27 protein-coding genes are annotated in these 26,620 nt (G+C 66.4%); 5 read left to right on the top strand and 22 right to left on the bottom strand.

From position 1 onward, the window contains the following. Nucleotides 1-38: 38 nt before the first annotated feature. The 4 genes from dmpG to ACZ9A3_RS06990 are packed head-to-tail and all read right to left on the bottom strand — an operon-like array spanning nucleotide 39 to nucleotide 3,629. Nucleotides 39-1,073: a 4-hydroxy-2-oxovalerate aldolase gene (gene dmpG / locus ACZ9A3_RS07005; RefSeq protein ID WP_476252286.1), complete on the bottom strand. Its 1,035-nt coding sequence runs from the start codon at nucleotides 1,071-1,073 to the stop codon at nucleotides 39-41. Between the two features lie 13 nt (nucleotides 1,074-1,086). Further along, on the bottom strand, nucleotides 1,087-1,995 hold the full coding sequence (locus ACZ9A3_RS07000) for an acetaldehyde dehydrogenase (acetylating) (RefSeq protein ID WP_476252285.1): 909 nt from the start codon (nucleotides 1,993-1,995) through the stop codon (nucleotides 1,087-1,089). Between the two features lie 18 nt (nucleotides 1,996-2,013). Further along, nucleotides 2,014-2,805, bottom strand: a complete 792-nt coding sequence (locus tag ACZ9A3_RS06995; protein WP_045201588.1) for a fumarylacetoacetate hydrolase family protein — start codon at nucleotides 2,803-2,805, stop codon at nucleotides 2,014-2,016. Next, complete coding sequence (locus tag ACZ9A3_RS06990) at nucleotides 2,802-3,629, bottom strand: alpha/beta fold hydrolase (protein ID WP_213601816.1); 828 nt, start codon at nucleotides 3,627-3,629, stop codon at nucleotides 2,802-2,804. The genes ACZ9A3_RS06995 and ACZ9A3_RS06990 overlap by 4 nt, the downstream gene beginning before the upstream one ends. 154 nt (nucleotides 3,630-3,783) lie before the next feature. Here ACZ9A3_RS06990 and ACZ9A3_RS06985 point away from each other — a divergent pair, with 154 nt between their 5' ends. Continuing rightward, on the top strand, nucleotides 3,784-4,557 hold the full coding sequence (locus ACZ9A3_RS06985; RefSeq protein WP_045201592.1) for an SDR family oxidoreductase: 774 nt from the start codon (nucleotides 3,784-3,786) through the stop codon (nucleotides 4,555-4,557). 53 nt (nucleotides 4,558-4,610) lie between these two features. On the opposite strand, the gene ACZ9A3_RS06980 is transcribed toward ACZ9A3_RS06985, so the two are convergent. The 18 genes from ACZ9A3_RS06980 to ACZ9A3_RS06895 form a co-directional block, all read right to left on the bottom strand. Further along, a complete protein-coding gene (locus tag ACZ9A3_RS06980; RefSeq protein ID WP_476252284.1) occupies nucleotides 4,611-5,006 on the bottom strand; it encodes a steroid Delta-isomerase in 396 nt (131 codons plus the stop codon). A gap of 2 nt (nucleotides 5,007-5,008) precedes the next feature. Continuing rightward, nucleotides 5,009-6,211 (bottom strand): acetyl-CoA C-acyltransferase, encoded by a 1,203-nt coding sequence (locus tag ACZ9A3_RS06975; RefSeq protein ID WP_476252283.1) that lies wholly within the window; start codon nucleotides 6,209-6,211, stop codon nucleotides 5,009-5,011. A gap of 24 nt (nucleotides 6,212-6,235) precedes the next feature. Beyond that, on the bottom strand, nucleotides 6,236-6,694 hold the full coding sequence (locus tag ACZ9A3_RS06970; RefSeq protein WP_093384752.1) for a MaoC family dehydratase: 459 nt from the start codon (nucleotides 6,692-6,694) through the stop codon (nucleotides 6,236-6,238). A gap of 2 nt (nucleotides 6,695-6,696) precedes the next feature. Further along, entirely contained in the window at nucleotides 6,697-7,479 is a 783-nt protein-coding gene (locus ACZ9A3_RS06965; protein WP_093384756.1) for an SDR family oxidoreductase, read from the bottom strand. 16 nt (nucleotides 7,480-7,495) lie between these two features. Then, nucleotides 7,496-8,683, bottom strand: a complete 1,188-nt coding sequence (locus ACZ9A3_RS06960; RefSeq protein WP_476252282.1) for an acyl-CoA dehydrogenase family protein — start codon at nucleotides 8,681-8,683, stop codon at nucleotides 7,496-7,498. Then, on the bottom strand, nucleotides 8,680-9,852 hold the full coding sequence (locus ACZ9A3_RS06955) for an acyl-CoA dehydrogenase family protein (RefSeq protein ID WP_045201602.1): 1,173 nt from the start codon (nucleotides 9,850-9,852) through the stop codon (nucleotides 8,680-8,682). The genes ACZ9A3_RS06960 and ACZ9A3_RS06955 overlap by 4 nt, the downstream gene beginning before the upstream one ends. A 244-nt stretch (nucleotides 9,853-10,096) precedes the next feature. Further along, entirely contained in the window at nucleotides 10,097-10,972 is an 876-nt protein-coding gene (locus tag ACZ9A3_RS06950) for an SDR family oxidoreductase (protein ID WP_476252281.1), read from the bottom strand. 30 nt (nucleotides 10,973-11,002) lie between these two features. Then, nucleotides 11,003-12,151, bottom strand: a complete 1,149-nt coding sequence (locus tag ACZ9A3_RS06945) for an acetyl-CoA C-acetyltransferase (RefSeq protein WP_258597277.1) — start codon at nucleotides 12,149-12,151, stop codon at nucleotides 11,003-11,005. A 24-nt stretch (nucleotides 12,152-12,175) separates the two neighbouring features. After that, on the bottom strand, nucleotides 12,176-13,222 hold the full coding sequence (locus ACZ9A3_RS06940) for an acyl-CoA dehydrogenase family protein (protein ID WP_093384776.1): 1,047 nt from the start codon (nucleotides 13,220-13,222) through the stop codon (nucleotides 12,176-12,178). Nucleotides 13,223-13,232: 10 nt separating this feature from the next. Continuing rightward, nucleotides 13,233-14,399 carry an acyl-CoA dehydrogenase family protein gene (locus tag ACZ9A3_RS06935; RefSeq protein ID WP_476252280.1) on the bottom strand — a complete coding sequence of 389 codons (1,167 nt, stop codon included), beginning with the start codon at nucleotides 14,397-14,399 and terminating at the stop codon, nucleotides 13,233-13,235. A 10-nt stretch (nucleotides 14,400-14,409) separates the two neighbouring features. After that, a complete protein-coding gene (locus tag ACZ9A3_RS06930) occupies nucleotides 14,410-15,165 on the bottom strand; it encodes an enoyl-CoA hydratase family protein (RefSeq protein ID WP_258716768.1) in 756 nt (251 codons plus the stop codon). Between the two features lie 11 nt (nucleotides 15,166-15,176). Further along, on the bottom strand, nucleotides 15,177-16,244 hold the full coding sequence (locus ACZ9A3_RS06925; RefSeq protein WP_045201614.1) for an NAD(P)H-dependent flavin oxidoreductase: 1,068 nt from the start codon (nucleotides 16,242-16,244) through the stop codon (nucleotides 15,177-15,179). A 2-nt stretch (nucleotides 16,245-16,246) separates the two neighbouring features. Then, complete coding sequence (locus tag ACZ9A3_RS06920) at nucleotides 16,247-17,119, bottom strand: enoyl-CoA hydratase (RefSeq protein WP_045201616.1); 873 nt, start codon at nucleotides 17,117-17,119, stop codon at nucleotides 16,247-16,249. 39 nt (nucleotides 17,120-17,158) lie between these two features. After that, the gene (locus tag ACZ9A3_RS06915; protein ID WP_476252279.1) at nucleotides 17,159-17,962 is read right to left on the bottom strand and encodes a CoA-transferase subunit beta; all 804 of its coding nucleotides are present in this window, start codon (nucleotides 17,960-17,962) and stop codon (nucleotides 17,159-17,161) included. Nucleotides 17,963-17,973: 11 nt separating this feature from the next. Beyond that, the gene (locus ACZ9A3_RS06910) at nucleotides 17,974-18,855 is read right to left on the bottom strand and encodes a CoA transferase subunit A (RefSeq protein WP_213604447.1); all 882 of its coding nucleotides are present in this window, start codon (nucleotides 18,853-18,855) and stop codon (nucleotides 17,974-17,976) included. Nucleotides 18,856-18,866: 11 nt separating this feature from the next. Next, nucleotides 18,867-19,766, bottom strand: coding sequence for a VOC family protein (locus tag ACZ9A3_RS06905; protein ID WP_476252278.1), 900 nt, complete (start codon nucleotides 19,764-19,766; stop codon nucleotides 18,867-18,869). Nucleotides 19,767-19,907: 141 nt separating this feature from the next. After that, nucleotides 19,908-21,029 carry an LLM class flavin-dependent oxidoreductase gene (locus tag ACZ9A3_RS06900; protein ID WP_045201622.1) on the bottom strand — a complete coding sequence of 374 codons (1,122 nt, stop codon included), beginning with the start codon at nucleotides 21,027-21,029 and terminating at the stop codon, nucleotides 19,908-19,910. 126 nt (nucleotides 21,030-21,155) lie between these two features. Continuing rightward, entirely contained in the window at nucleotides 21,156-22,340 is a 1,185-nt protein-coding gene (locus tag ACZ9A3_RS06895) for an acyl-CoA dehydrogenase family protein (protein WP_195883616.1), read from the bottom strand. A 218-nt stretch (nucleotides 22,341-22,558) separates the two neighbouring features. Between ACZ9A3_RS06895 and ACZ9A3_RS06890 the strand changes: the two genes are divergently transcribed. Genes ACZ9A3_RS06890 through ACZ9A3_RS06875 form a run of 4 tightly spaced genes read left to right on the top strand, consistent with a single transcriptional unit; the run spans nucleotide 22,559 to nucleotide 26,611 of the window. After that, nucleotides 22,559-23,074: a flavin reductase family protein gene (locus ACZ9A3_RS06890; protein ID WP_093384802.1), complete on the top strand. Its 516-nt coding sequence runs from the start codon at nucleotides 22,559-22,561 to the stop codon at nucleotides 23,072-23,074. Nucleotides 23,075-23,083: 9 nt separating this feature from the next. Continuing rightward, nucleotides 23,084-24,763, top strand: coding sequence for an FAD-binding protein (locus ACZ9A3_RS06885; protein ID WP_476252277.1), 1,680 nt, complete (start codon nucleotides 23,084-23,086; stop codon nucleotides 24,761-24,763). Next, complete coding sequence (locus tag ACZ9A3_RS06880; protein ID WP_045201630.1) at nucleotides 24,751-25,506, top strand: glucose 1-dehydrogenase; 756 nt, start codon at nucleotides 24,751-24,753, stop codon at nucleotides 25,504-25,506. Before ACZ9A3_RS06885 ends, ACZ9A3_RS06880 begins: the two co-directional genes overlap by 13 nt. Before the next feature lie 19 nt (nucleotides 25,507-25,525). Then, the gene (locus ACZ9A3_RS06875; RefSeq protein ID WP_476252276.1) at nucleotides 25,526-26,611 is read left to right on the top strand and encodes a 2Fe-2S iron-sulfur cluster-binding protein; all 1,086 of its coding nucleotides are present in this window, start codon (nucleotides 25,526-25,528) and stop codon (nucleotides 26,609-26,611) included. Nucleotides 26,612-26,620 lie beyond the last annotated feature (9 nt).

Here is a 26,620-nt window from a genome sequence, read left to right as displayed (position 1 = left end):
AGAATTGTGCGGGCCCCGCGATGAAGCCAGCGCGCACCTCAGGTCGGCATCACCCCTCGCGCCCGCGACATTGTCAGGGCCAGGTCTTCGATCATGTCTTCCTGACCGCCCACCGTGCCGCGCCGGCCCAGCTCCACCAGCAGGTCGCGGGCAGCAATGCCGTACTTGAGCTCGGCACGCTTGGCAAACAGCAGGAACGAGCTGTACACCCCGGCATAGCCCAGGGTCAGGGCATCGCGGTCGAGGCGGATCGGTTGGTCCATCATCGGCACCACCAGGTCCTCGGCGACGTCCATGATCCGGTACAGGTCAACACCACTGTTCACGCCCATGCGCTCCAGCACGGCGACGAACACTTCCAGCGGCGTGTTGCCCGCCCCCGCCCCCAACCCGGCCACCGAGCCATCGATGCGCACGGCGCCAGCCTCGATGGCCGCCAGCGAGTTGGCAATCGCCATGCCCAGGTTGTGATGGCCATGAAAACCGACTTCGGTGCTGGCGCTTAAACCTGCCCGCAATACGCCAATCTTCTCGCTGACTTCAGTCGGCAGCATGTAGCCCGCCGAATCGGTGCAGTAGATGCAGTTGGCGCCGTAGCTTTCCATCAGCCGCGCCTGTTCCAGCAGCTTTTGCGCGCTGACCCTGTGCGCCATCATCAGAAAACCGACGGTATCCAGGCCCATCTTCGCCGCCATACCGATGTGCTGGCCGGAGACGTCCGCCTCGGTGCAGTGGGTCGCCACGCGGATGGTCGAGACGCCATGCTCATGGGCCATTTTCAGGTGTTCGAGGGTGCCGATCCCCGGCAGCAGCAAGGCCGATACCTTGGCCTGCTTGAGGGTGGGAATTACCGCGGCGAAGTATTCCTCATCGCTGTGGGCGGCAAAGCCGTAGTTCAGCGACGCGCCACCCAGGCCATCGCCATGGGTGATTTCAATCAGCGGCACGCCGGCGCCATCCAGGCCGCTGGCCACCGCGATCATCTGTTCCAGGCTGATCTGGTGACGCTTGGCGTGCATCCCGTCGCGCAGGCTCATGTCGTGCAGACGGACGCTTTTACCTTGCAGATTCATGGCAGTTCTCCACTCAACGGACGGGCAGTTGCAGGGTGCCCTTGTGGGCTTCTTCGGCAAACATCTCGGCGGTGCGCAAACCGGCAGCGGTCATGATGTCGAGGTTGCCGGCAGACTTGGGCAGGAAGTCGCCGAGGCCTTCGACCTCGATGAAGATCGACACCTTGCGGCCATCGAAAATCGGCCCGTTGATCAGGGTGTAGCCGGGCACGTAGCGCTGCACCTCCTTGACCATGCTCAACACCGAGGCGCGAATGGCCTCGCGGTCGGGCTCTTCGTCGGTCAGGCAGTGGATGGTGTCGCGCATCATCAGCGGCGGTTCGGCAGGGTTGATGACGATGATCGCCTTGCCGCGCCGGGCACCGCCGATCTGCTCGACGGCACCGGCAGTGGTGCGGGTGAATTCGTCGATGTTCTGCCGGGTACCCGGGCCCACCGAGCCGGACGACACCGTGGCGACGATCTCGCCATAGGCCACCGACTGGATGCGCGACACCGCCGCGACCATGGGGATGGTCGCCTGGCCGCCGCAGGTGACCATGTTGACGTTCATCGCCAGGCTCGCCGCGTGCTGCTTGAGGTTGACCGGCGGCACGCAGAACGGGCCGATGGCCGCCGGCGTGAGGTCGACCATGATCACCCCCAACTCGTTGAGCTTGCGGCTGTTATGCGCATGCACATAGGCCGAGGTGGCATCGAAGGCGATGCGGATATCGTCGTCGAGCACATGCGCCAATAATCCGTCCAGGCCTTCGGCGGTGGTCTTCACCCCCAGCTCGCGAGCGCGCTTGAGGCCTTCGGACTGCGGGTCGACGCCGACCATCCACACCGGCTCGATCCACTCGGAGCGGCACATTTTCATCAGCAAGTCGGTGCCGATGTTGCCCGGCCCGATAATCGCCGCTTTCAGTTTTTTGCTCATTCGCTTGAACCTCGCACGTCACGCACAGAACGACACCCGGGCGCTGCCCAGGCCGTCGATGGTCAGGGCAAACTGGTCGCCGGCCCGTGCAGGCTCCAGCGGCACCAGCGAGCCGGAAAGAATGATTTCCCCGGCCTTGAACGGGATGCCGAAGGCGCCCAGGGTGTTGGCCAGCCAGGCCACCGCGGTCAGCGGGTTGCCTTGCACCGCCGAGCCGAGGCCTTGGCTGATCAGCTCGCCGTTCTTGAACACCTGCATGCGCAGGTTCGGCAGGTCGAGCCGGCGCGGATCGACCTGGCTGTCGCCGAGCACGAACACCCCGCAGGAGGCGTTGTCGGCGACGGTGTCCTGGATGCGGATGCGCCAGTCCTGGATGCGCGAATCGACAATCTCGAAACACGGCATCACGTACTCGGTGGCGGCCAGCACATCGGCCTCGGTGACGCCGGGACCGACCAGGTCATGCTTGAGCTTGAAGGCGATCTCGCCTTCGGCGCGCGGCTGGATCAGGCGGTTGGCGCCGAGGGAAATCTGCGCGCCATCGGCAAAGGCCATCTGCTCGGTGATAAAACCGAAATCCGGCTGGTGCACATTAAGCATGCGCTGCACCGCCGCCGAGGTGACGCCGATCTTCTTGCCGACGATGCGGTCACCCGCCGCCACCCGCCGCTCGATGCTGTAGAGCGAGATATGGTAGGCATCCTCGATGCTGATGGTCTCCCAGCGCTCGCTCAAGGGGGCCAGGGTGCTGGCGCTGCACAGGGCCTGGTACAGCTCTTCGCCATACTGGCGACGCAATTGCTCGCTCATGCCCGTGCCTCCCCAAGGAACGCCAGGCATTCACGGTTGAACAGCTCGCGGTGCTCTACCATCACCCAGTGTCCGCATTCGCTGAGCAGCACAAAGCGGATCCGCCTGCAGGCTGCAAGCAGGGTCTGCGCGCCGGAGGCCGGGCAGAACTTGTCGTTGATACCCCAAAAACCAAGAATCGGGCATTGCAGTTCAGGCAAGCGTGAGGTCAGGTTCGGCACCTGCATGCTGGTCAGCACGCAGGCCGGTTGCTGGCCCACCACCGCCACGCGCTCGGCCACGGTTTCATCGCTGATCAGCGCCGGGTCGAACAACTGCAGGCTGAGCAGGCGGCGCATGCCGGCGGCATCGTTGAGCTCGCCGTTGGCAAAGGCCGCGCCCATCTTCTGGATGCCTTCCATTTGCAGGTAGTACTGCTCCTTGTCCATCAGCCCACCGGGGGCCATCAGCACCAGGCGGCTGACCCGCCCAGGCTGGTCCAGCGCCAGCTTGATGGCAATGGCGCCACCCAGGGAATTGCCGACCAGCACGCAGCGCTGGATATCCAGGGCATCGAGCAGGCCGCTGAGGGCGCTGACGAAAAAGTCCAGGCTGTAGACCGTTTGCGGCTTGCTCGAAGCGCCGTAGCCGGGCAGGTCGGGGACGATCACCCGGTAGCCGGCCGCGGCGAATGCCGGGTAGTTCTGTTTGAAGTTGCTGTGCCCGCTGGCACCCGGGCCGCTGCCGTGGATGAACACCACCGCCTCGCCCGTGCCAACGTCCTGGTAATGCAGCTGCAGACCATCGGCCAGCGTTACCACGTGCCCTTGCGCGGATGCGCCCATGAGGTGTCCTCCCGGCTTGTTGTTGTACCGGGATTATTCAGAGCGGCCAGGGCGCCAACATCGTCCGTCAGGACTACTAGTCCCTTCGGACGTTGGCCCCTGCCCGTGCGCTGCCTAGCATCGAGCTCATTACAGTGGCGAACACGAGGCAGGCATGCACGACCCTATGGATTTTCGCGGCAAGGTGGTACTGGTGACCGGTGGTGGCAAGGGTGTGGGCCGCGGCATCAGCCGGCGCTTTCTTGAGTGCGGCGCCGAGGTGGTGATCTGCGGGCGCCAGGCGCCTGCGACACTGCCGGCCAGCGGCGGGCGCGAGGCGCTGTTCCTGGCCTGCGATGTGCGTGACATCGAGCAGGCCCAGCAGATGATGACGGCTATAGTCGAGCGCTTCGGGCGCCTCGATGTACTGGTCAACAACGCCGGCGGCGCGCCCTATGCCGAAGCCGCCAGCGCTTCGCCGCGCTTCAGCGAATCGATCATCCGCCTCAACCTGCTGGCGCCGCTGAACCTCAGCCAGCTGGCCAACCGCATCATGCAGGCCCAGGCCGAGGGCGGCAGCATCATCAACATCTGCAGCGTCAGCGCCACCCGCCCTTCCCCCGGCACCGCCGCCTACGGCGCGGCCAAGGCCGGCTTGCTCAACCTGAGCCGCTCGCTGGCGGTGGAGTGGGCACCCAAGGTGCGGGTCAACGCTGTCACCGCCGGGCTGATCCTCACCGAGCAGGCGGCCCTGCACTATGGCGATGAAAGCGACCTGGCCGAGGTGGCCGCGACCATCCCCCTGCAACGCCTGGCCAGCCCCGAAGACATTGGCGACAGTTGCCTGTACCTGGCCTCATCGCTGGCCCGTTATGTCAGTGGCGCCGACATTGCCGTGCATGGCGGTGGCGAGCGCCCGGCGTTCCTCGACGCGGCAAAATCGCCGTAAGCGCTCCCCCTGCGCAAGGCCACACCCTGGCGGGTGTGAGCCTTGCTTGCGCGCTATTGCGGCTCGCGCACGCTGAGGTTGACCTCGCTCCAGTAGGCTTGCATGGTCTGGATCCGGCCGTGCTCATCAAAGCGCATCACATCGATGACATCCAGCGCACAGGGCTGACCATTCCAGACCATCTCGACACGAAACGGCATCGCCCCGCAGCCATTGTGGCTGGCCCGCACCGGCCCGGTCAGGTAGGCGCGGACCCCGCCCGCGCCCAGACCCTGACGATAGAACGCGGCAATCTGCTCGCGGCCGTGGATCGGCGGCTGGCCGAACGGGTCTTCGACCGTGGCGTCATCGGCGTACAGCTGCACGATGGCGTCGATATCCCCGGCATCGACCCGCTCGATGTAACGGGCCATCAGGCCCTGGACTTCCTGCGCAGTCGGTAGGTTCATGCTTAGGCCACCTCGAACAATGCCGCGGCCCCCATGCCGCCGCCAATACACATGCTCACCACCACGTAACGTACGCCGCGGCGCTTGCCCTCGATCAAGGCGTGGCCAACCATGCGCGCCCCCGACATGCCGAACGGGTGACCGATGGCAATCGCCCCGCCATTGACGTTCAGGCGCTGGTTGTCGATGCCTAAGGTATCGCGGCAGTACAGGACCTGGCTGGCGAAGGCTTCGTTGAGTTCCCACAGGCCGATGTCCTCGACTTTCAGGCCGTGGCGCTTGAGCAGTTTGGCAATCGCGTAGACCGGGCCGATGCCCATCTCGTCGGCATTGCAACCGGCCACTGCCAGGCCGCGATAGATGCCCAGCGGCGCCAGGCCGCGCTGCTCGGCGAGCTTGGCGCTCATCAATACCGAGGCCGAAGCGCCGTCAGACAGCTGCGAGGCGTTACCGGCGGTGATGAAACGTCCGGCCTCGGTCCACTGCCCGCCCTGCCACACCGGCTCCAGTGCAGCGAGGCTGGCCAGGCTGGTGTCGGCGCGATTGCATTCGTCGTGCAGCAGGGTCACGGTCTCGTAACGGGTCTCGCCGCTGGCCTTGTCGATGATCGCCTTGCGCGTGCTCAGCGGCGCCAGCTCCAGGTCGAACAGGCCCGCGGCTTGCGCCTGGGCAGTGCGCAACTGGCTTTGCAGGGCATAGGCATCCTGCTCGTGGCGCGTCACGCCATAGCGCTGGGCGACGATCTCGCCGGTTTCGATCATCGGGATATAGGCCTGCGGGTCGCGCTCAAGCACGGCGCCGGACTGGTTGCGGTAGAGGTTCTTGTGCTTGTTCTGCACCAGCGAGATCGACTCCAGGCCGCCGGCGACGGCGATGTCGATTTCGTTGCAGATAATGCCCTTGGCCGCCAGGGCAATGCTCATCAGGCCCGAGGCGCATTGGCGCTCCACGGCCATCCCGGCTACCGACGGCGGCAGGCCGCCGGCAATCGCACACAAGCGCCCGAGGTTGTAGGCCTGGGTGCCCTGCTGGGCGGCGGCGCCGATGATCACATCGTCGACCTGCCCGGCCTCGATCCCCGCGCGCCGCACGGCCTCGCGCACCACATGGCCGCCGAGGGCCGGCGCTTCGGTGTCGTTGAAGGCACCGCGAAAAGCCTTGCCGATCGGCGTGCGCGCGGTTGAAACAATAACGGCTTCATTCATGTTCACATGCTCCGATGCCTGGACTCAGGCGGGGTAATAACGGCTGATGGTGTCGACCACACAACCCGGGCGCTGCTGGCCCTCGATCTCGACGCTGACGCGGATCAGCGCCTGCACACCGCCTTTGACCTGCTCGGCGCTGATCAGCTGGGCGTGGCCGCGCACCCGCGAACCCACCGGCACCACGCTGGGAAACCGCACGCGCTCGCAGCCGTAGTTGACGCCCATGGCGATGCCGCGCACCTCGACGATCTGCGGCAGGAACAGGTTGACCAGCGCCAGGCTCAGGTAACCGTGGGCGATGCAGGCCCCAAACGGGCCGCTGGCGGCGCGTTGCGGGTCGACATGAATCCACTGGTGATCGCCACTGGCCTCGGCGAACAGGTCGATGCGCGCCTGGTCGATGAGCAGCCAGTCGCTGACCCCCAGGACTTCACCGACGGCGTCTTGCAGCGCGTGCGGGGTGTCGAATAGGCGCGTCATGCTCAGGCCCTCTGGCTGGAAACCGACAGCACTTCGCCGGTCATGTACGAGCTGTAGTCGCTGGCCAGGAACATCATCACGTTGGCCACCTCCCAGACTTCGGCGGCGCGGCCGAAGGCTTCGTTGGCCGCCAGTTGCTCGAGCACTGCCTGGGGCGCCGAGCGGGCGAGAAAATCATGCAGGGCAATGCTCGGGCTGACCGCATTGATGCGGATGCCGTGACTGGCCGCCTCGACCGCCGCACAACGGGTCAGGGCCATGACCCCGGCCTTGGCTGCGGCGTAGTGCGACTGCTCCTTCTGGGCCCGCCAGCCAAGCACCGAGGCGTTGTTGACGATCACCCCGGCGCGCCGGGCCATCATCTTCGGCAGCATGGCACGAGTCATACGCATGGTGCCGGTGAGGGTAACGTCGAGGACCCGCTGCCATTCTTCGTCGGGCATTTCCACCAGCGCCCGCGAGCCACCGAGGCCGGCGTTGTTGATCAGCACGTCGACGCCGTGCAGGTCGCGCTCGGCGCAGCTCACCAGGTGCTGCACCTGGGCTTCGTCGGTGACGTTGCAGAGCACGCCGAAGACCTCGGCAAGCCCGGTGGCCTCGCGAATCTTTGCCACGGCTTCAAACAGCCGGCCTTGGTGGATATCACTGATCATCAGGGCCCGGCAGCCCTCTTCGGCGGCGCGCAAGGCGGCGGAAAAACCGATCCCGGAACCTGCCGCCGCAGTGATCAGCACGGACTTGCCGCGCAACAGGCCATGGCCCGCTACATAGTTGGGGGTGGACATCGACTAACTCCTTGGGTCAGGGACGCAGGCGCGGTTCTTTGGGCATGCCCAGGGCGCGCTCGGCGATGATGTTGCGCTGGATCTCGTTGCTGCCGCCGTACAGGGTGTCGGCGCGGCTGAACAGGTACAGCGATTGCAGTCGGGTCAGCTGATAGGGCGCGGCCTCGAGCAGTTCGGCGTCGGGGCCGAGCACGTCCATGGCCAGCTTGCCGAGGTTGGCGTGCCAGCTGGACCAGAACAGCTTGTAGATGGTCGCCTCCTTGCGCAGCGCGCCGTCCTGGGCGCCGGAGAGCATGCGCAGCGAGTTGAAGCGCATGATCCGCAAGCCGCACCAGGCTTCGGCCAGGCGCTGGCGCAGCAGCGGGTCGCGGGCTGCGCCGTTGGCCTTGGCGATGGCGATGATCTCGTTCAGTTCGTTGGCAAACTGCATCTGCTGGCCGAGGGTCGAAACCCCGCGCTCAAAACCGAGCAAGGCCATGGCGATCTTCCAGCCGTCGCCAGGCGACCCGATGAGGTTGGCGGCGTCGGTGCGGGCGTTGTCGAAGAACACTTCGTTGAATTCCGAAGTGCCGGTCATCTGCTCGATCGGCCGCACGCTGATGCCGGCCTGGGCCATCGGCACCAGCAGGAACGACAGGCCGCGATGGCCGACGCTGCCAGGCTCGGTACGGGCGATCACAAAGCACCAGTCCGACTCATGGGCCAGCGAAGTCCAGACCTTCTGGCCGTTGATCACCCAGCTGCCGCCCTCAAGGCTGGCGCGGGTCTTGACGTTGGCAAGGTCAGAGCCTGCGCCCGGTTCCGAGTAGCCCTGGCACCAGAACTGCGTGCCGCTGACGATACCGGGCAGCAGGCGGCGCTTTTGCTCGTCGTTGCCGAAGGCGGCGATGGTCGGCCCGGCCAGGCCTTCGCCGATATGGCCCATGCGCCCGGGGCCGCCAGCACGGGCGTATTCTTCGTGGAAGATCACCTGCTGGCTGATCGACAGGCCCCGGCCACCATGCTCCGGCGCCCAGCCGACGCAAGTCCAGCGGCCCTCGGCCAGCTTGCGCTCCCAGGCTTTGCGCTGCTGCGGGAACATGTGCTCATCACCCGGGCCGCCGCGAAAACGCAGGGGCTCGAACTCGCCGCAGAGGTTGGCGGCCAGCCAGCCGGCGACCTCCTGGCGAAACTGCTCGTCCTGTTCACTGAAACTGAGCTTCATGGTTGCTCTCCGATGATCAGCGTGGCGATCTGCTGCAGATGCCAGGCCGGCGCGCCGAGGTAGCTCTCGCTGGCGCGGGCACGCTTGAAATACAGGTGCGGGTCGTATTCCCAGGTAAAGCCGACGCCGCCATGCAGCTGGATCGACTCCGCCGCACAGTGAAAATAGCTGTGCGAGCACTGCGCCTTGGCCAGGGCGGCGGCCAGCGGCAGCTCGGCGGCCACCTGCGGGTCGCCGTCGGGGTCGAGCACTTCCTGGGCGACACAGGCGGCGTAGTAACTGGCCGAGCGCGCGCATTCGACCTGCAGCATCATGTCGGCGGCGCGGTGCTTTAGCGCCTGGAAGCTGGCGATCGGGCGGCCGAACTGCTGGCGCTCCTGCATGTAGGCAACGCTCAGGTCGAGCACCTGCTGGGCGCCGCCGACCTGCTCGGCGGCAAGCCCGATGCAGGCCAGTTGCAGCACCTTGTGCAAGGTCGGCCAGGCGTTGCCGACCTCGCCCAGCAGCGCCTCGGGGCCCAGGTACACGCGGTTGAACTCAAGACGCGCCAAGCGTCGGGTCTGGTCCATGGTCGGCAGCCACTGGCGCTCGATACCGTCACGGTCGGCCTCGACGGCGAACAGGCTGATGCCAGATTCACCGCTGCTGCCGGGCGTGCGCGCGGCGACGATCAACAGCCCGGCGCTGTCGCCATCGATCACCTGGCCGAACAGGCCATCGACGACAAAACCCTGGCCTTCGGCGCTGGCGCTGGCCTGGATATCCTCCGCGGCCCAGCCGCTGCCGCGGGTGAAGGCCAGGGTGGCGGTAAGACGGCCCTCGGCGATAGGCGCAAGCCAGGTGCTTTTCTGCGCCTGGTTGCCGGCCAGCAGCAAAGCGGGTGTGGCCAGGCAGGCGGTGGCGAAAAACGGCGAACAGAACAGCCGCCGGCCCATCTGTTCGAGCAGGATGTTCAGCTCGACAAAGCCCAGGCCCAGGCCGCCGTAGGCTTCGGGGATGTGGATCGCCGGCCAGTACATCTCGGTGCACAGGCGCTGCCAGAGTGCCGGGTCATAGCCTTTGTCGCTGACCATGGCTGCGCGCACGGCGGCGCAATGGGAGACATCGGCGAGAAAGCCCTCGGCCGAAGTACGGATCATTTCCTGCTCGTCGCTGAATGCAAATTCCATCGCGGCGCCTTTTACTCGTCTGGCGGAAGTACCGGCGAGTGTGGCCAGATGCGCGGGCGGCAGAATCGTTTGCCTCGCCTAGTCCGGATGGCCGATGCGCCTGGGGTGCGGCCGATCGCGGGTCAAGTCGGGTCGCCGTACCGCCGCTCCCACAGGATTGGCAGTGCCTTCAAGACGGGTAACGCAAAAAAGCCGCGCCACCCTCACGGATGGCGCGGCCCGCCTAAGCGGCGCACAACCTCAATCAACTGCCATAGACTTTCTGCGCCGGCAGCGCCTCGGCCAGCAGTTGCTGCACCGCCGCACCCACCTCAGCCAGCGCCCAGCGGCCCTGGTTGTCCACCTGGGGCCCGCGCCGCCAGCCATCGGCAATCGACAGCTTGCCACCCTCGACTTCGAACATCTGCCCGGTCACCGCCTGGGACGCCACCGACCCCAACCACACCACCAGCGGCGCGACGTTCTCCGGAGCAAAGTAGTCAAAGCCCTGCTCCGGGCGCTTCATCACCTCGGCAAACACCGCTTCGGTCATGCCGGTACGCGCCGCCGGGGCCAGGGCGTTGGCGGTAATGCCGTAGCGCCCAAGCTCCGCCGCCTGCACCAGGGTCAGCGAGGCGATCCCGCCCTTGGCCGCGGCATAGTTGGCCTGGCCAATCGAGCCCTGCAAACCGGCGCCGGAGCTGGTGTTGATGATCCGCGCAGTGAGCCTGGCGCCGCCCTTGGCCTGCTCGCGCCAATAGCGCACGGCATGGCTGGCCAGGCAGAAGTGGCCCTTGAGGTGCACGGCCATCACCGCATCCCAGTCGGCCTCGGTGAGGCTGGCGAACATGCGGTCGCGGCAGATGCCGGCGTTGTTGACCAGCACATCCAGGCCGCCAAAAGTCTCGATGGCCTGGCGCACGATCAGCCCGGCGTCGTCATAGCGGGTGATGTCGTCGCTGTTGGCCACGGCCACGCCGCCTGCCGCCTGGATCTGTTCGACCACGGCCTGGGCCGCATCGCGGTTGATGTCGTTGACCAGCACTTTCGCGCCTTCGCTGGCAAAAGCCTGGGCATAGGCGCGGCCGAGCCCGCCGCCGGCGCCGGTGATGATCACTACGCGGTTCTCGCAGCTGTGCATTGTCGCTCTCCCCTGTGTGGTTGCTGGCGCCTAAAGGCGCTCGATAATGGTCACGTTGGCCTGGCCGCCGCCTTCGCACATGGTCTGCAGGCCATAGCGCCCGCCACTGCGCTCCAGCTCATGGAGCAGGCTGCACATCAGCCGCGTGCCGGTGGCGCCCAGCGGGTGGCCAAGGGCAATGGCGCCGCCGTTGACGTTGGTCTGCGCATGGGGGTAGCCGGTCTCCTTGAGCCAGGCCATGGCCACCGAAGCAAAGGCTTCGTTGATTTCCACCCGGTCGATGTCAGCCAGGGTCATGCCGGCACGCTTGAGCGCATGGGCAGTGGCCGGGATCGGTGCGGTGAGCATCCATACCGGGTCGTCGCCGCGCACGCTGAGGTGATGGATGCGCGCCCGCGGCGTCAGGCCGTAGCGCTTCAAGGCCGCCTCCGAGACGATCAACAGCGCACTGGCGGCGTCGCAGGTCTGGCTCGACACCGCCGCCGTGACCCGCTCGCAGCCAAACAGGTATTCCAGCTCGGCCATTTTCGCCAGGCTGGTGTGGCGCGGGGTTTCGTCGTGCTCGACCCCTGCCAGCGGCACGATCTCGCGCTCGAAGTACCCCTGTTCGATGGCATGCAGGGCCCGCCGATGGGACTCCAGCGCATAGGCTTCCAGCTCGGCGCGGCTCAGCCGCCAGTGTTCGGCAATCATCTGCGCCGCGCGAAACTGGGTCGGTGGCTGCGCGCCGTAACGCCGCACCCAGCCTGTCGAGCCGCTGAACGGGTCGCTAAAGCCCAGGGGTTCGGCGGCGGTCATGGCCGAGGAAATCGGGATCTGGGTCATGGTTTGCACGCCACCGGCGATCACCACGTCCTGGGTGCCGCTCATCACCGCCTGCGCGGCAAAGTGCACGGCCTGCTGGGACGAGCCGCACTGGCGGTCGATGGTGGTGCCGGGCACCACTTGCGAAAGGCCCGCCGCCAGCCAGCTGGTACGGGCGATGTCGCCGGCCAGCGGGCCGATGGTGTCGACGCAGCCGAAGATCACGTCGTCGTAGTCGTCTTCGGGAATGCCGTTGCGCTCGACCAGCGCGCGCAGCACATGGGCGCCCAGGTCGGCGGCGTGGATCTGGCTCAGGCCGCCCTTGCGCCGCCCGGTGGGGGTGCGCAGGGCGTCGACGATATAGGCTTCAGGCATGCTCTACCTCAACAGGAAACAGGATCAGAAGGTGCTGCCGGCGCCAATCGCCAGGCCGCTTTCGAACAGCGCGGTACGCACCCGCGCCTTGTGCAGGCCGCGGTCGCCCCAGCATTTGTCCAGGGCCCAGGCACGCTTCATGAACAGCTGCAGGTCGACCTCCCAGGTGTAACCCATGGCGCCATGCACCTGAATGGCGTTCTTCGCCGCCAGCGCCGCTGCTTCGGCGCAGGCAAGCTTGGCGTGCGACACTTGCACGGCCTGGCCCGGCAGGTTGTGGGCGACGGCATGGGCGGCGCGGTACAGCGGGCCCTTGGCGAATTCGATGTGCACCGCGACGTTGGCCATCAGGTGCTTGACCGCCTGGAACGAGCCCACCGGCTTGCCGAACTGCTTGCGCTCGAAGCTGTAGTCCACCGCCAGATCCACCATGCGCTTGGCCAGCCCCAGCAGTTGCGCAGCATTGCCCAGGGCGCCGCGGTTGAAGGCATCAGCCCACAGCTGCCGCCCTTGCTCAGCGCTGGCAACACAAGTAGACGCACTCGGCGTCCACTGCACCTGGAACAACTGGCGGCTGGGGTCGACCGACACATTGCGGGTCAGGCTGACTGCGCTGCGCTCCACGGCATGCACCTCGTCGCCATGGGCCAGCAACAGCAGCCCGGCCACATGCGCATCGCTGACCAGCGGGTTGCCCGGCTCGGCCACCGCCAGGCGCGCCTGGCCCTCGGCAACCTGCGCCAGCCAATGCTGGCGGCGCGGCGCGTCGACACCCGCGAGCAGCGGCACGCCCACCAGCATGGTCTCGACCAGCGGTTCGGGCAGCCCGGCGTAACCGCACTCCTGGGCCAGGAGGATGAAATCCAGCGCGTTCATGCCCATGCCACCGCAGGTTTGCGGCACGGTGATGGCGCTCAGGCCCAGGTCTACCAGTTGCCCCCACAGCGCATCACAGCGCCCGCTGTCGCTTTGGCACAGTTCACGCAGGCGTTCCGGGGGCACTTCGTTGAGCAAAAAACTGCGCACGTTGTCCTGGAACAGCAATTGATCGCTGCTGAAACTAAAGTCCATGGTCTGCTCCTCAGGCGCGGGGCATGCCGAGCATGCGCTCGGCGATGATGTTGCGCTGGATCTCGTTGGTGCCGGCATAGATCGGCCCGGCCTGGGCAAACAGGAAGCCATCCAGCCACTGGCCGACATCGCCGGCGGCTGGTGCCTCGGGCAGCAGTTCGGCGCGCAGGCCAAGGATGCTCAGGGCGGTTTCGTGCATGCGCTGGTCGAGCTCCGACCAGAAGATCTTGTTGGTCGAGGATTCCGGGCCGATCTTGCCGCCCTTGCCCAGTTTCGAGGCGCTCATGTAGGTCGCCAGGGTGTAGGCCTCGGCGTCCAGCCAGGCGCGCATCACCGCCTCGGCAATCGCCGGGTCGCGGTCGGCAGCTTCACGGTTGTCCAGGTACAACTGCACCAGGCGCCGGGCGGTTTCCTGGAAGCGCGCCGGCGAGCGCAGCATCAATCCGCGCTCGAAACCTGCGGTGGACATCGCCACGTGCCAGCCCATGCCCTCGCCGCCCAGGGCGTTCTCTACCGGCACCTTGACGTCGTCGAAGAAGATCTCGGCAAAGCCCGGCAAGCCATTGAGCTGCGCAATCGGCCGCACGCTGATGCCGGGGCTGTCGAGCGGCAACAGGATGAAGGTCAGGCCGTGGTGGCGCTGGGATTCGGGGTCGGTACGAAAGATGCCGAACAGCCAGTCGGCCCAGACCGCGCGGGTCGACCAGGTTTTCTGGCCGTTGATCACATAGTGGTCGCCAACCCGCTCGGCGCGGGAGCGGATCGCCGCCATGTCGGAACCTGCGCCCGGCTCCGACCAGCCCTGGGCCCAGATGTCCTGGCCGGTGGCCATGCGCGGCAGAAAGCGCGCTTTCTGCGCTTCGCTGCCGTATTCCATCAGGGTCGGGCCGAGCAGAAAGATGCCGTTCTGGTTGACCCGTGCCGGCGCCCCGGCGCGGTAGTACTCTTCTTCGAAAATCAGCCATTCGATCAGGTCGCAACCGCGCCCGCCGAGTTCGGTCGGCCAGGTGACCATGCCCCAGCGGCCTTCATTGAGGCGGGCCTCCCAGGCCCGGTGCTGGGCAAAACCGAGCTCGGTGTCGAACGATTGCAACGCTTGCGCCGGTACGTTGGCCGCGAGCCAGGCCCGGGCCTCGGCACGCAAGGCCTGTTGCGCCGGTGTGTAAGTCAGGTCCATCGCAGTACCTTCAGCCGTTGAAGTGGGCATCGCGTTTCTCGACGAACGAGTCACGCGCTTCCTGGGAATCCTGGGTGCGGTAGGCTTCGAGGGTGAAGCCCTGCTCCCAGCGGTATTTGTCTTCGAGATTGCCGTCCTCGATGCCGTTAAGCGCCTCCTTGGCCAGGGCGATCATCGCCGGGCTCTTGGCGGCAATGCTGCGGGCGATCTGTAGCGCGGTGTCGCGCAACGCCTCACGCTTGACCACCCGCTCGACGGCGCCCAGGCGGTAGGCTTCGGCGGCGTCGATCATCTCGCCGGTGAAGTACATGTGACGGACCTTCTGCACCGGGAACAGGCGCTGCAGGTGGGCACCGCCACCCATGGCGCCACGGTCCACCTCGGGCACGCCAAAGCGTGCGCAGTCGGCGGCGACAACGATGTCGGCGGCGCCGCAGATACCGATGCCGCCACCAAGGACAAAGCCGTGCACGGCGACGATCACCGGTTTCGGGTTGCGGTGGATGGCCTTGAAGCTGTCGTAGTTGCCCTTGTTGACCGCGACGATCAGGTTGCCGTCGGCGGCCAGTTCCTTGATATCGACCCCGGCGCAAAAACCACGGCCTTCGGCGCGGATGACGATCACCCGCACCTGCGCATCGCTGCCCAGCGCTTCAATGGCGCTGGCGATTGCCGCCCAGCCCCGACAGTCGAAAGCATTTACCGGTGGCCGGTCGAAGACCAGCTCGGCAATGCCGTTGTCGATACTGACGCTAAATGTGCTCATGCCCTTCCCCTTCATGAAATACGGCGGCTCAGTTCGCCCAGGCGCGCTTGCGCGTCACCGACGATCTGCGCGATCAGTTCGGCGCAGCTGGGCAGGCTGTGAATGTTCGCTGCCACTTGCCCGGCCGGCAGTACGCCCTCGGCCGGCAGGCCGTCGACCATGGCCTTCTGGATCACCATCGGCGCGTTGGCGGCCATCAGTGCCTGCGCCGCGCTCAGCTCGCCGCTGCCGCGCATCTTCAGCGCGCTGGCGAGCAACTGCGCCAGGCTGGTGCCGCTATGGCGGCGGTAGGCCAGGCCACTTTTGAGCGCCAGTAACCAGCGCTTGAGGCCGCCGCTGGCTTCCAGCGCATCGAGCAGTTCGTTGCGGATCATCCGTTGCGGCATGCCGTCGATGGCGCGGCTGACGATCACTGCCGCCGGGTCGTTGACTGCCAGGTAGCGGGCCAGGGTCGCACTCGGCACCGGGCTTTCGGCGCTCATCAAAAAGCGTGTGCCCATGGCAATGCCGGCGGCGCCATAGGCCAGGGCGGCGACCAGGCCCTGACCGTCCTTGAAGCCGCCAGCGGCGACCACCGGCACCTTGAGCGCCTCGACCACCTGGCCGAGCAGCAGCGAAGTCGGCACCGCGCCGGTATGGCCGCCGCCCTCGCCGCCCTGGATGGTCACCGCGTCGGCGCCCATTTCCACCGCCTTTTGCGCATGCTTGAGGGCGCCAACGGTGGGGATGCAGACCACGCCGGCATCTTTCAGCCGGGCGATCATCTGCTTGCCCGGCGAACGGCTGTAGCTGACCGCCTTGACCTTGTGCCGAAGCACCAGCTCGACGATGTCGGCGGCATTGGCCTGGTACATGTGAAAATTGACCCCGAACGGCTGGTCGCTAAGGCGCCGGGTCTCGACGATCGCCGCTTCCATGCGTGCCGGCTCGATGGTCGCGCCGGCAAGAAAACCGAAGCCGCCGGCGTTACCGGTGGCCGCCACCAGGCGCGGTTCGGCGACCCAGCCCATGGCGGTCTGGATGATCGGGTAGCGACAGCCCAACAGTTCGGTGAGCGGCGTTTGCAAGCAGACCGTCATGCTTACACCCCCTCCGGCTTGCGCTGGGCACTGGCCATGGCGCGGGCGTCATAACCGCCCAGGCGGTCGCCGGACACCAGCTCGTTGTGGGCGTGAGCGAAGTGATGCAGGCCGAAGACCATGTCCATGGTCGCGCGCTTGCCCATCAAATCCTCGGCGTTGTTCACCGCCTGCTTGCTCAGCTGCAGGCCCAGGCGCGGCATTTGCGCGATGCGCTCGGCGATGGCCAGGGTTTCCGGCTCCAGGGCCTCGCGCGCCACCACGCGGTTGACCATGCCCATCTGGTAGGCCCGCGGCGCCGGCATCGGCGTGCCCATGAACAGGAATTCCTTGGCGATCCGCGGGTTGAGCTCATGCACGTGGGCAAAGTATTCGACCCCGGGGATGCCCATGCGCACCACCGGATCAGTGAAGTAGGCATCCTCGCTGGCGACGATCAGGTCACAGACCCAGGCCAGCATCAGGCCGCCGGCAATGCACGCGCCCTGGACCATGGCGATGGTCGGCTTGGGCATCTCGCGCCAGCGCCGGCACATGCCCAGGTACACCTCTTGCTCGCGGGCATAGAGAAACTCGCCGCCCGGTTTGTCGACGTGGTCGTACCACAGGCTGACGCGCTCGAAGCTCTGGTTGACGTCGCGCTCCGGGGTGCCGATGTCGTGACCGGCGGAAAAATGCCGGCCGGCCCCGCACAGCACGATGACCTTGACCGCGTCGTCGGCGCAGGCCCGGCGAAACGCCGCGTCCAGCGCGTAGGTCATGCGCGAGTTCTGCGCATTGTGGTACTGCGGGCGGTTCATGGTGACCATGGCCACCGCGCCACGGACCTCGTACAGCACCACCTCGGCCTGGTTGTTATTGTTCTGTTCGCTCATCGATTGCTACTCCGGCAAGGCGTACTGCCCGGGCCTGGCTCAACGCAGGTTGCGCTGGCCGGCGGGGTTGTCTTTCAACTGGCTGGCCCGCAGGTTGTGCGGGTCGAGGCGCCTGATCAGCTGCAACTGCGCCTCGCTGGGCGCGGCAGTAACCGGGCAATCGGCGTCCACCTGCAAGGCGAAGCCGGTGTTGTCCTGCACCTCATCGACACTCACCCCCGGGTGCAGCGAGCGGATCCGTACCTGGTGCTGCGGGCCGTGGAGATCGAGGACGCACAGGTCAGTGACGATCAGACGGATATCCACCTCATCCAGCGCCCAGCCTCGGGCCAGGCGCGCCGGGTTGTAGCCGATCGAGGAGACCATATCGACCTCGCCGTCGACGAACACCCGGCGATTGTGGCTGGGCACGAAGAACGAGTTGGCATGGCTGATCGAGTTGCCCGGCAGGCCGCGTACCCCGAGCATCTGCGCCTTGGGCCGGGCGTAGTCGCCGATGCACGAGAGGTTGGCCTGGCCGAAGCGGTCGATCTGGATCGGGCCGACCAGGGCATGGCGCTTGCCGCCCCAGACGTTGTCGAAAATCCGTGCAAAACCCATCCAGCTGTCGCGCTTGGGTTGATAGCCGTTGCGTGCGCCGAGAGGCACAGGTTCCGCGACCATGTAGGCTTCGGAATCGGTCATCAGCAACTGCGGGTTGCTGGTCAGCATGCTCAGGGAGGCGGCCAGGCGCGGGATCACCCCGATGCCGGTGGCCAGGACTTCACCGTCGTCGCGCCAGGCCTCGGAGGCGGCGCAGATCATCAGTTCGGCGAGGCTGTACGTCGTAGCTGGCGTGGTCATAGAAAACTCGCTTAGAAAACCGGCAGGGGAAGCTGGCGGATGGCGCCCAGGCCACCGACCTGTTCCAGGTACTGCTCGTGGGAGCAGGCGACAAATTGCTCGACATAGGCCTGCCAGCCCTCCTCGGCCTGGGCCGAGGCGGTGTAGGCCTTGAAATGCGGCACATCGAAACCGTACAGCGGCGCGCATGACGAGGGGTGCGCACCGCCCGGCACATGGGCCACGGCGGTGGTCAGGTTGCGCTCCCAGAACACCTGGTGCGCGCGCTCCGGCGCACTGTGGAAGTAGTCGCTGTCGACCAGCTGATCGCAGGTCACGTAGCTGTGGCGGGCGGCGCGCACGAACAGGTCGTCCATGTAGTGGTCGGGGCCGCTGATCTGGCAGACCCCGCGGGCATCGGCACGGTCGACGTGGATCAGCGCCGCGTCGAGGTCAAGCGCCGGCATCGCCACCCAGTCCTTGCCGTCGGCATAGGGCGAGGCCACCAGTTTGATTTGCGGGTTGTGGCGCAGCACATCGGTGCCCAGGCCGACCGCCGTGGGAATGAACGGCACGCCCATGGCCGCCGCGCGCAGGCCAAGCAGGAGCATGCCTTCGTCGATCTCCATGACCTCGATGGCGGCGTCCTGGCGGGCCTTGCGAAAGTACGGCTCGAGCGGAATGAAATCCAGCGAGACGAAGGCGAATACCAGCTTCTTCACCTTGCCCGCGGCGCAAAGCATGCCGACATCGGCACCGCCGTAGGCGACCACGGTCAGGTCCTTGAGGTCGGAACGCAGGATCTCGCGGATCAGCGCCATAGGCTTGCGCCGCGGGCCCCAGCCACCGATGCCGAGGGTCATGCCGTCGCGCAGCTGGCCGACCATCTGCGCCGTGGTCATTTGTTTGTCCATCATCGTTGTCCTCATGGGCGGCCGACACTGAAGTCGTGGCCCCAGTGGCTGACCACCGTGCTTTCGAAGGGGGTGTGCTGATTCCAGTCGACCACCAGGCCGTCACAGCCGTACTCCAGGTCAAAGCCTGAAGGGGTTTTCATGTAGAACGAGACCATCTGGTCGTTGGTGTGCTGGCCAAGGGTGGCCGAGAGCTTGACGCCGTGGGCGTGCATGCGGTCCAGGGCGCGGCCGACCTCGTCGAGGCCGTCGACCTCGACCATCATGTGCACACAGCCATGGGGCACCGGGCATTCGAAGATCGCCAGGGAGTGGTGACGGCCATTGTTGCAGTGCAAAAAATGAATGCGTTTTTCCGCCTCGGCCGGGTCAGGGGTGAAGCGCACTTTCATCAGGTCCGAAAGGCCAAAGCCCATGACCCGCTGATAAAAATCGCGGCAGCGCTCAAAGGTTGGCGCCGGCAGCACCACGTGGCCCATGCCCAGCTCATGGGTGACAAAGCCCTTGACTGCCACCGGCGAGACAAAGCGGGCGAAATCCTGGCGCGGGCCCCAGAACAGTTCGTGGCGGTTGCCGTCCGGGTCGCAGAACTGCGCCACGGCCTGGACCTTGCGCAGCTCGGCCTGGGCGGCATTGCCGCGCTCGACGGCGATATCGGCCTGCTGCAGCTCGGCGATTGCCTGCTCGAAGGCGGCCTCGCCGGCCAGCTCCCAGCCACAGGCGCCAAAGCTGTCCTGATCGCTGTGCAGCACCAGGAGGCGGTATGGGCGATCGTCCATTTTCAGGTACAGCCGGGCGCTGTCAGCGCCCTCACTGGCCACCATCATGCCCAGCACCTGGGTTGCGTAATGACGCCATTGCGCCAGGTCGGTGGACAGCAGGGTGACGTAACCCAGGCCGCGGATATCCATGCTTGTTGTCCTCGCGTTGATCGACGTGTTGAGCGCTATTCAAGCCCGCTGCACAAGGCCGGGCATCGTCTGTTGGGACTAGCGCTATCGGGTGAATTTCGCGGGTCTGTGGGAGCAGGCTTGACCCGCGATGCTTTCACCTCACTGCTTGCGAAAATGCGGAATCACCTTCTCGCCGATGTTGCGCAGGGTCTCCAGCTGCGCCCATTGCGGCACCGTGCCCATCTGGCAGATGAACAGGATCTCGTCGGCGCCGGCATCAATCAGGCGTTGCACGTAACCGATGCAGTCCTCGACCGTGCCGTAGGCATGGTTGGGGTTCATCATCGCCATGGTCGGGTCGGAGAAGTCGACGCTGACTTCCTCGGAGGCAAAGCGCGACTTGATCACTGCCTGGCCGTTGCCGTCGACGTAGGTGTCGTCTTTCCACTTTTGCGGGTCTGGCCGCTCGCCGCCGCCGTACCAGTAGCCCAGCGACTCCATGAAGTAGCGCTGGCCACGGATGCCGATGCGCCGCGCCAGTTCGTTGTCGTCGAGGACGATGGCCGGGCACAGCGCGGCGATGTGGCGGTTGGGGCGAAAGCCGACCTGCTGCTTGGCGTCACGGTTGTCCCAGGCCTGGTGGTACACCTCGACCTTCTTGGCGATTTCCTCCGGGCCGCCGAAACCCAGCACCAGCGCGCCCATGCCACGCCCGCCGGCGTTCTTCAGCGATTCGGTGTTGGTGCAGGCCAGGTACATCGGCGGGTGCGGGTCCTGGTACGGCTTGGGGTGGATCGGCCGCTTGGGGATCTGCACGAAGTCGCCATGGTGCTCGATCTCGTCCTGGACGAAGATTTTCGGGATCAGGTACATGGCTTCATCGATCTGCGGCTGCAGGGTCGCCAGGTCGTAGCCGAAGGTACCGGCCTCCTGCTGGGTACCGCCCTTGCCCACGCCGAAATGCACCCGGCCCTTGGACAGCAGGTCGAGGGTAGCGATGCGCTCGGCGACCTTGACCGGGTGGTTCATCGCCGGCGGCAGGCACACCACGCCATGGCCGATGCCGATGCGCTCGGTCTTGCCGGCGACAAAGGCGAGCATGGTTTCTGGCGCCGACATGTGCGAGTAGTTGCTCAGGGCGGTGTGTTCCACGCACCAGAAGGTGTCGAAACCGAGCTGGTCGGCCAGTACTGCCTGCTCGACGGTGTCATCGAAGATCTTGCGGTCGCCTTCGCGGCTGGAGTCCACCGTCTGTGCTTCGTAAATCAATGAGAATTTCATGCTTGATCCTTGTTCTTGTTAACGGCTCGGTCGGCGCCAGGGACCCGCGCCTTGCCACCATGCTCGGGGATCGCCGCGCCGCTCGAATCCCGCAAACGGACTAGCCGGTTTCTGTGATCTGGCGCTTCAGAGGAAGAAGTCGCTGCTGTCCTGGCCCATGCTCACGCCGCCCAGGTTCCAGGCGTACTTGGCCGGGTTGTTGGCAACGTGGGCGCGGCCGGTATGAATGTCGCGAAAGGCGCGGTTGATGGCGTGGCTGCGAAAGATCGTCGAGGCGCCGCTGTTGAACATCAGCTCGGCCACCGCCTTGGCGCACTTGTCGGCGACCAGCGCCGAGTCGTAGCGCATCTTCACCCGCGTCTGCATGGCCAGGGCGTCGCCGGCCTCGGCGGCCTTGAGCATGAAATCGAAGTTGCGCAGCAGCACCGTGCGGCACTCGTCGACGCAGACCATGGCATTGGCCAGGGCGGTTTGCGCCGCCGGGTCCTGGAGCATCTTGCGCCCGTCATTGACCCCGACCCGGCTGCGGTTGTGCTCGACGAACAAATCGATCGCGCCCTGCAGGGCGCCAATGGCCGACGACGACACCGCGCGCACGAAGATCTGCCCGAACGGCAGGCGGAACAACGGCGCACTGTTGACCGCGTTGCCCGGGCTGTACTGCATGAAACCGTCAGCAGCGCGGTGGGTGCGGTACTCCGGGACGAAGGCATCGCTCACCTGGATGTCGTGGGAGCCGGTCGCCTCCAGGCCCATGACATTCCAGTTGTCGATGATCTGGTAGTCGCTGCGCGGCACCAGGAAGGTCCGGTAGTCCGGCGCCCCGCCCGCCTCTTGCGGCGGCACCAGGGCGCCAAGGAAGGCCCACTGGCAATGCTTGCTGCCCGACGAAAAGCCCCAGCGGCCGCTGAGCTTGAAGCCGCCCTCGACCCGCTCGACCTTGCCCACCGGCATATAGGACGACGAAATCAGCACGCTGGAATCCTCGCCCCAGACATCCTCGGCGGCGCGGTCGTCGAACAGCGCCAGTTGCCAGTTGTGGATGGCCACCACCCCCAGCACCCAGGCCGAGGACATGCAGCCTTCGGCGAGGGTCATCTGCACCTCGAAAAAGTCCCGCGGCTGCAGCTCGTAGCCTTGCCAGCGCGCCGGCTGAAGGATGCGGAAAAACCCGGCGTCGTGGAAATCGCGCAGGGTTTCTTCCGGTAGCTGGCCACGTTGCGCGGCATGGGCGGCACGTTCACGCAGGATCGGCACCAGCTCGCGGGCGCGCTGGGCCAGACGCTGGCGTATCAGGTCGTGATTGAGCATGTTGTTGTTCTCCTCTGATCACCCCGTCCGCCGGGGCGCGCGTGCAGCAGAGGCGCAACCGGCCTCTGCCCCGGCATTCAAGCAAGGCGCCCGACGGCCAACATCCCTCAAACGGACCATGCCGCGACGGCGTGGCTCGACTAGTCCCCTCGGACGATGTTGGGCCTTGCACCGATTGCAAGAATTCATCGCACTCCAAGCCAACCAGAGGCCGTGCGATGAACAACAACACTCTCAAAGCCGACATGCTCCAGGCCATGCGCCGCCTGGCCAAGTCCGTGACCATCATCAGTACCAGCAACGGCACCCAGCGCTTCGCCATGGCCGCCACTGCGGTCGACTCGCTGAGCACCGAGCCGCCGTCGCTGCTGATCTGCGTCAACACCAGCGCCTCACCGCATGCCGCCCTGGCGGACGGCGCCGACTTCTGCGTGAACATCCTCGGCGTCGAGCAACAAGACCTGGCGCACCTGTGCAGCGGCGCGATCAAGGGCGAGGCACGCTTCGAGCGCGGAGACTGGCAGACCAGCGAAGAAGGCATTCCGTTTCTGGCCGACGCACAGTCATCGATTCTTTGCCGCCAGGACGGGCGCATGACCTATGGCACCCACACCATTTTCATTGGCCGCATCCTGCGCATCCGCACCAGCGCCAGCATCACCCCGCTGGTGTACCTGGACGGCAGCTACACCACCACCGCAGCGCCTGCGCGCATGATCGCGGCAGCGGGCTGAGGCCGGGCCATGAACAGCCTGAGCGCATTGGCGCCGCTGCGGGTGGAGCATGCGGGAGAGCTGCACTGGCACGCCGCGGCCGAGCTGCTGGTGGTCGGCTTTGGCGGCGCCGGGGTCTGCGCCGCCATCGAGGCCGCCAGCAGCGGGCTCAGTGTGCTGGCCCTGGACCGCTTCGCCGGTGGCGGCGCCACGGCGCTCAGCGGTGGCGTGGTCTATGCCGGTGGCGGCACGCCCTACCAGCAGCGCGCCGGCTACCCGGACAACAGCGAGGCGATGTTCAACTATTTGCGCCAGGAAGTCGGCGAGGCGGTATCGGCCGACACCCTGCGCGACTTCTGCGAGCGCAGTGTCGAGCAACTGGCCTGGCTGGAGCGCCACGGCGTGGCCTTCGAAGCCAGCGTGCCGCCACAGAAAACCTCCTACCCCAGCGACCGTTACTACCTCTACTACTCGGGCAACGAAGCGGTGCCAGCCTACGCCGCGCAAGCCACACCCGCCCCTCGCGGGCACCGCGCCAAAGGCCCGGGCATGTCCGGTGCCAGCCTGTTTGCGCCGCTGCGCGCCAGCGCCCTGAAGCTCGGCGTGCGCCTGCGCGGCCAGTGTGAAGTGCGCCAGCTGGTGGTCGACAACCACGACCGGGTGCTCGGTGTGGTGGCCTGGCAACTGCCTGCCGATAGCCGCGCCGCCCGCCGCCATGCACGCCTCGCGCGCTGGGTCAGCGTCCTGCAGATGTACGCCCCGGCGCTGGCCGAGGTGCTGCGCAAGCGCCTGCGACAGATCGAGCAGCGCCATGCCGTGCGCACCCTGATTCGCGCCGAAAAAGGCCTGCTGCTCAGCTGTGGCGGTTTTATTTTCAACCGCGAGCTGGTGGCCCGGCACGCGCCGCAGTACCTGGCCGGCCTGCCGCTGGGTAGCAGCGCCTGCGATGGCAGCGGCTTGCTCCTGGGCCAGAGCGCAGGCGCCAGCCTGGCGCGGATGGACAAGATCAGCGCCTGGCGCTTTATCAACCCGCCGCTGGCCTGGGCCCGCGGCATGATCGTCAACGGACTGGGCCTGCGCTACTGCAATGAAGAGGTGTACGGCGCCACCCTCGGCCACGCCATGGTTGAAGAACAGCGCGGCAAGGCCATCCTGATTCTCAACCGCGCCCTGGTGCGCCAGGCGCTCAAGCAGGTCGGCCCGGGCAAGGTGTGGAACTTCCAGCGTTTGCCGGTGCTGCTCAACCTGCTGTTCAACGCCAAACGCGGCAACAGCCTGGAACAGCTGGCCGAACGCTGCGCCTTGCCCGCCGGCAACCTGCGCCAGAGCGTGGCGCAGTACAGCAGCGCGGCCCGAGGCGACATCGCCGACCCGCTGGGCAAGTCGGCGGCGATGCTCTGCCCGCTGGACAGCGGCCCCTGGTATGCCCTCGACCTGTCCTATGACAGCCGCCTGTTCCCCTGCCCGGCCCTGACCCTGGGCGGCCTGCGCGTCGACGAGCGCAGCGGCGCGGTGCTCGACCGGCACGGCGCGCCGATCGCCGGGCTGTACAGCGCCGGGCGTAATGCCGTGGGCCTGGCCTCCAACCTGTATGTCTCCGGCCTGTCCCTGGCCGACTGCATTTACTCCGGGCGGCGCGCCGCAGCGCATATCGTCGCGCACGCCGCCCGCAACCCCGCACCATCAGGAGAACAACCATGCAACGTGTAGAAGGCAAAGTCTGCATCGTCACCGGCGCCGCCAGCGGTATCGGCCGCGAGGACGCCCTGCTGCTGGCCAGCCAGGGCGCCCGGGTGGTGCTTACCGACCTCAATGAACAGGCCGGTCGCGAAGTTGCCGCGCAGATTGGCAGCAAGGCGCTGTTCATCCGCCACGACATCGCCAGCGAAAGCGACTGGCAGCAGGTGGTCAAGACCACCCTGGAGCACTTCGGGCGCCTCGATGTGCTGGTCAACAACGCCGCCATCCTGGTGGCCGGCACCATCGAGGACACCTCGCTGGAAACCTGGCAGAAGGTGCAGAAGATCAACGGCGACGGTTACTTTCTCGGCTGCAAATATGCCATTGAAGCCATGAAGGACAGTGGCGGCGGCTCGATCGTCAACATGTCCTCGGTGGCCGCCCTGGGCGCCATGCCGATGTTCTGCGCCTATTCGGCCTCCAAGGGCGCGGTAGCGGCGATGACCCGCTCCATCGCCCTGCACTGCAAGCAGCAGGGGTATCGCATCCGCTGCAACAGCGTGCACCCGGACGGCGTCAACACGCCGATGACCCAGGCCCTGGCCGGTGGCCAGCCGATCGACCAGGCGCTGCTCGACCAGGACCCGATGAACCGCATGTGCGCGCCGCGCGATATCGCCAACGTGGTGCTGTTTCTGGCCAGCGACGAATCGAACTTCGTCAACGGCGCCGAACTGCGGGTGGACAACGCGCAATTGATCAGCGGCATTTGAGGCGAAGATGAACATGGGCATGCAAGCGCTTGGGCAGGACTCGCTGGTGTCGGCCAGCAGCAGCTATCGGCTGCAGGTTTGCGCGGTGATCGACGAAACCGCCGATGCGCGCTCGCTGGTCCTGGAGGTGCCGGCGCAGCTGCGCGAGCGCTTTCGCTACAAGCCGGGGCAGTTCCTGAGCTTTCGCGTGCCCTGTGCCGGCAAACTGCTGACCCGCTGCTACTCCATGGCCAGCTCGCCGCTGTGCGATGCCCGGCCCAAGGTGACCATCAAGCGGGTTGCCGACGGGCGGGTATCGAACTGGATGAACCAGCAGGTGCAGGTCGGCGACTGGCTCGAAGTGCTGCCACCGGCCGGGCACTTCTGCCTGGATGAACGCCTGGCCACTGATCCTTCACGGCCACTGGTGCTGTTTGCCGGTGGCTCGGGCATCACCCCGGTGATCTCGATCCTCAAGTCGGTGCTGCACAGCGGCGCTCGATCCATCAGGCTGGTGTATGCCAACCGCGACGAAGCCTCGGTGATCTTTCGCGACGAACTGCGCCAGCTGAGCCAGGAGCACCCGCAGCGCCTGCAGGTGATCCACCTGCTCGATTCACTGCAGGGCTTTTTGCGCGACGCCCAGGTCCAGCAACTGGTCGGCGAAATGCGCGGCGGCGACTACTTCATCTGTGGCCCGGGGCCGTTCATGGACACCGTCGAGCGCAGCCTGCTGGCCCTGGGCGAAGCTGCCGCGTGCATCCATGTCGAGCGCTTCGTCTCGCCGCCCGACCCGGATCAACTCGCCGCGCAAGAGGCCGTTGCCCGCGCCGTCAGCAGCGACTCGGCCTGTGAGCTGTTGCTGGTCGAGCTCGACGGCGAGCAACACGAAATCCGTTGCCAGCCCGGCGATACCCTGTTGCAAAGCTGCCGGGCGGCGGGCCTGGACGTGCCGTCTTCGTGCGAAGAAGGCTTTTGCGGGGCCTGCATGTGTACGGTGCTCGAGGGTGAAATGCATCTTTCGCGCAACGATGTGCTCAGCGCCCGCGAGCTGGAGGAAGGCTGGACCCTGGCCTGCCAGAGCCGGCCACTGGGCGCGCGGGTGCGCTTGCGCTTCCCCGGCTGAGGGCCGGTG

This window comes from Pseudomonas sp. TE4620, from assembly GCF_056279045.1.
Note: the sequence above shows the minus strand (reverse complement) of the source record. Positions and strands in the feature narration are given on the sequence as shown.

What these genes read in the sequence shown, in the direction of transcription:
- dmpG (WP_476252286.1), bottom strand. Translation starts at nt 1,073, where the DNA reads ATGAATCTGCAAGGTAAAAGCGTCCGTCTGCACGACATGAGCCTGCGC.
- ACZ9A3_RS07000 (WP_476252285.1), bottom strand. Translation starts at nt 1,995, where the DNA reads ATGAGCAAAAAACTGAAAGCGGCGATTATCGGGCCGGGCAACATCGGC.
- ACZ9A3_RS06995 (WP_045201588.1), bottom strand. Translation starts at nt 2,805, where the DNA reads ATGAGCGAGCAATTGCGTCGCCAGTATGGCGAAGAGCTGTACCAGGCC.
- ACZ9A3_RS06990 (WP_213601816.1), bottom strand. Translation starts at nt 3,629, where the DNA reads ATGGGCGCATCCGCGCAAGGGCACGTGGTAACGCTGGCCGATGGTCTG.
- ACZ9A3_RS06985 (WP_045201592.1), top strand. Translation starts at nt 3,784, where the DNA reads ATGCACGACCCTATGGATTTTCGCGGCAAGGTGGTACTGGTGACCGGT.
- ACZ9A3_RS06980 (WP_476252284.1), bottom strand. Translation starts at nt 5,006, where the DNA reads ATGAACCTACCGACTGCGCAGGAAGTCCAGGGCCTGATGGCCCGTTAC.
- ACZ9A3_RS06975 (WP_476252283.1), bottom strand. Translation starts at nt 6,211, where the DNA reads ATGAATGAAGCCGTTATTGTTTCAACCGCGCGCACGCCGATCGGCAAG.
- ACZ9A3_RS06970 (WP_093384752.1), bottom strand. Translation starts at nt 6,694, where the DNA reads ATGACGCGCCTATTCGACACCCCGCACGCGCTGCAAGACGCCGTCGGT.
- ACZ9A3_RS06965 (WP_093384756.1), bottom strand. Translation starts at nt 7,479, where the DNA reads ATGTCCACCCCCAACTATGTAGCGGGCCATGGCCTGTTGCGCGGCAAG.
- ACZ9A3_RS06960 (WP_476252282.1), bottom strand. Translation starts at nt 8,683, where the DNA reads ATGAAGCTCAGTTTCAGTGAACAGGACGAGCAGTTTCGCCAGGAGGTC.
- ACZ9A3_RS06955 (WP_045201602.1), bottom strand. Translation starts at nt 9,852, where the DNA reads ATGGAATTTGCATTCAGCGACGAGCAGGAAATGATCCGTACTTCGGCC.
- ACZ9A3_RS06950 (WP_476252281.1), bottom strand. Translation starts at nt 10,972, where the DNA reads ATGCACAGCTGCGAGAACCGCGTAGTGATCATCACCGGCGCCGGCGGC.
- ACZ9A3_RS06945 (WP_258597277.1), bottom strand. Translation starts at nt 12,151, where the DNA reads ATGCCTGAAGCCTATATCGTCGACGCCCTGCGCACCCCCACCGGGCGG.
- ACZ9A3_RS06940 (WP_093384776.1), bottom strand. Translation starts at nt 13,222, where the DNA reads ATGGACTTTAGTTTCAGCAGCGATCAATTGCTGTTCCAGGACAACGTG.
- ACZ9A3_RS06935 (WP_476252280.1), bottom strand. Translation starts at nt 14,399, where the DNA reads ATGGACCTGACTTACACACCGGCGCAACAGGCCTTGCGTGCCGAGGCC.
- ACZ9A3_RS06930 (WP_258716768.1), bottom strand. Translation starts at nt 15,165, where the DNA reads ATGAGCACATTTAGCGTCAGTATCGACAACGGCATTGCCGAGCTGGTC.
- ACZ9A3_RS06925 (WP_045201614.1), bottom strand. Translation starts at nt 16,244, where the DNA reads ATGACGGTCTGCTTGCAAACGCCGCTCACCGAACTGTTGGGCTGTCGC.
- ACZ9A3_RS06920 (WP_045201616.1), bottom strand. Translation starts at nt 17,119, where the DNA reads ATGAGCGAACAGAACAATAACAACCAGGCCGAGGTGGTGCTGTACGAG.
- ACZ9A3_RS06915 (WP_476252279.1), bottom strand. Translation starts at nt 17,962, where the DNA reads ATGACCACGCCAGCTACGACGTACAGCCTCGCCGAACTGATGATCTGC.
- ACZ9A3_RS06910 (WP_213604447.1), bottom strand. Translation starts at nt 18,855, where the DNA reads ATGGACAAACAAATGACCACGGCGCAGATGGTCGGCCAGCTGCGCGAC.
- ACZ9A3_RS06905 (WP_476252278.1), bottom strand. Translation starts at nt 19,766, where the DNA reads ATGGATATCCGCGGCCTGGGTTACGTCACCCTGCTGTCCACCGACCTG.
- ACZ9A3_RS06900 (WP_045201622.1), bottom strand. Translation starts at nt 21,029, where the DNA reads ATGAAATTCTCATTGATTTACGAAGCACAGACGGTGGACTCCAGCCGC.
- ACZ9A3_RS06895 (WP_195883616.1), bottom strand. Translation starts at nt 22,340, where the DNA reads ATGCTCAATCACGACCTGATACGCCAGCGTCTGGCCCAGCGCGCCCGC.
- ACZ9A3_RS06890 (WP_093384802.1), top strand. Translation starts at nt 22,559, where the DNA reads ATGAACAACAACACTCTCAAAGCCGACATGCTCCAGGCCATGCGCCGC.
- ACZ9A3_RS06885 (WP_476252277.1), top strand. Translation starts at nt 23,084, where the DNA reads ATGAACAGCCTGAGCGCATTGGCGCCGCTGCGGGTGGAGCATGCGGGA.
- ACZ9A3_RS06880 (WP_045201630.1), top strand. Translation starts at nt 24,751, where the DNA reads ATGCAACGTGTAGAAGGCAAAGTCTGCATCGTCACCGGCGCCGCCAGC.
- ACZ9A3_RS06875 (WP_476252276.1), top strand. Translation starts at nt 25,526, where the DNA reads ATGCAAGCGCTTGGGCAGGACTCGCTGGTGTCGGCCAGCAGCAGCTAT.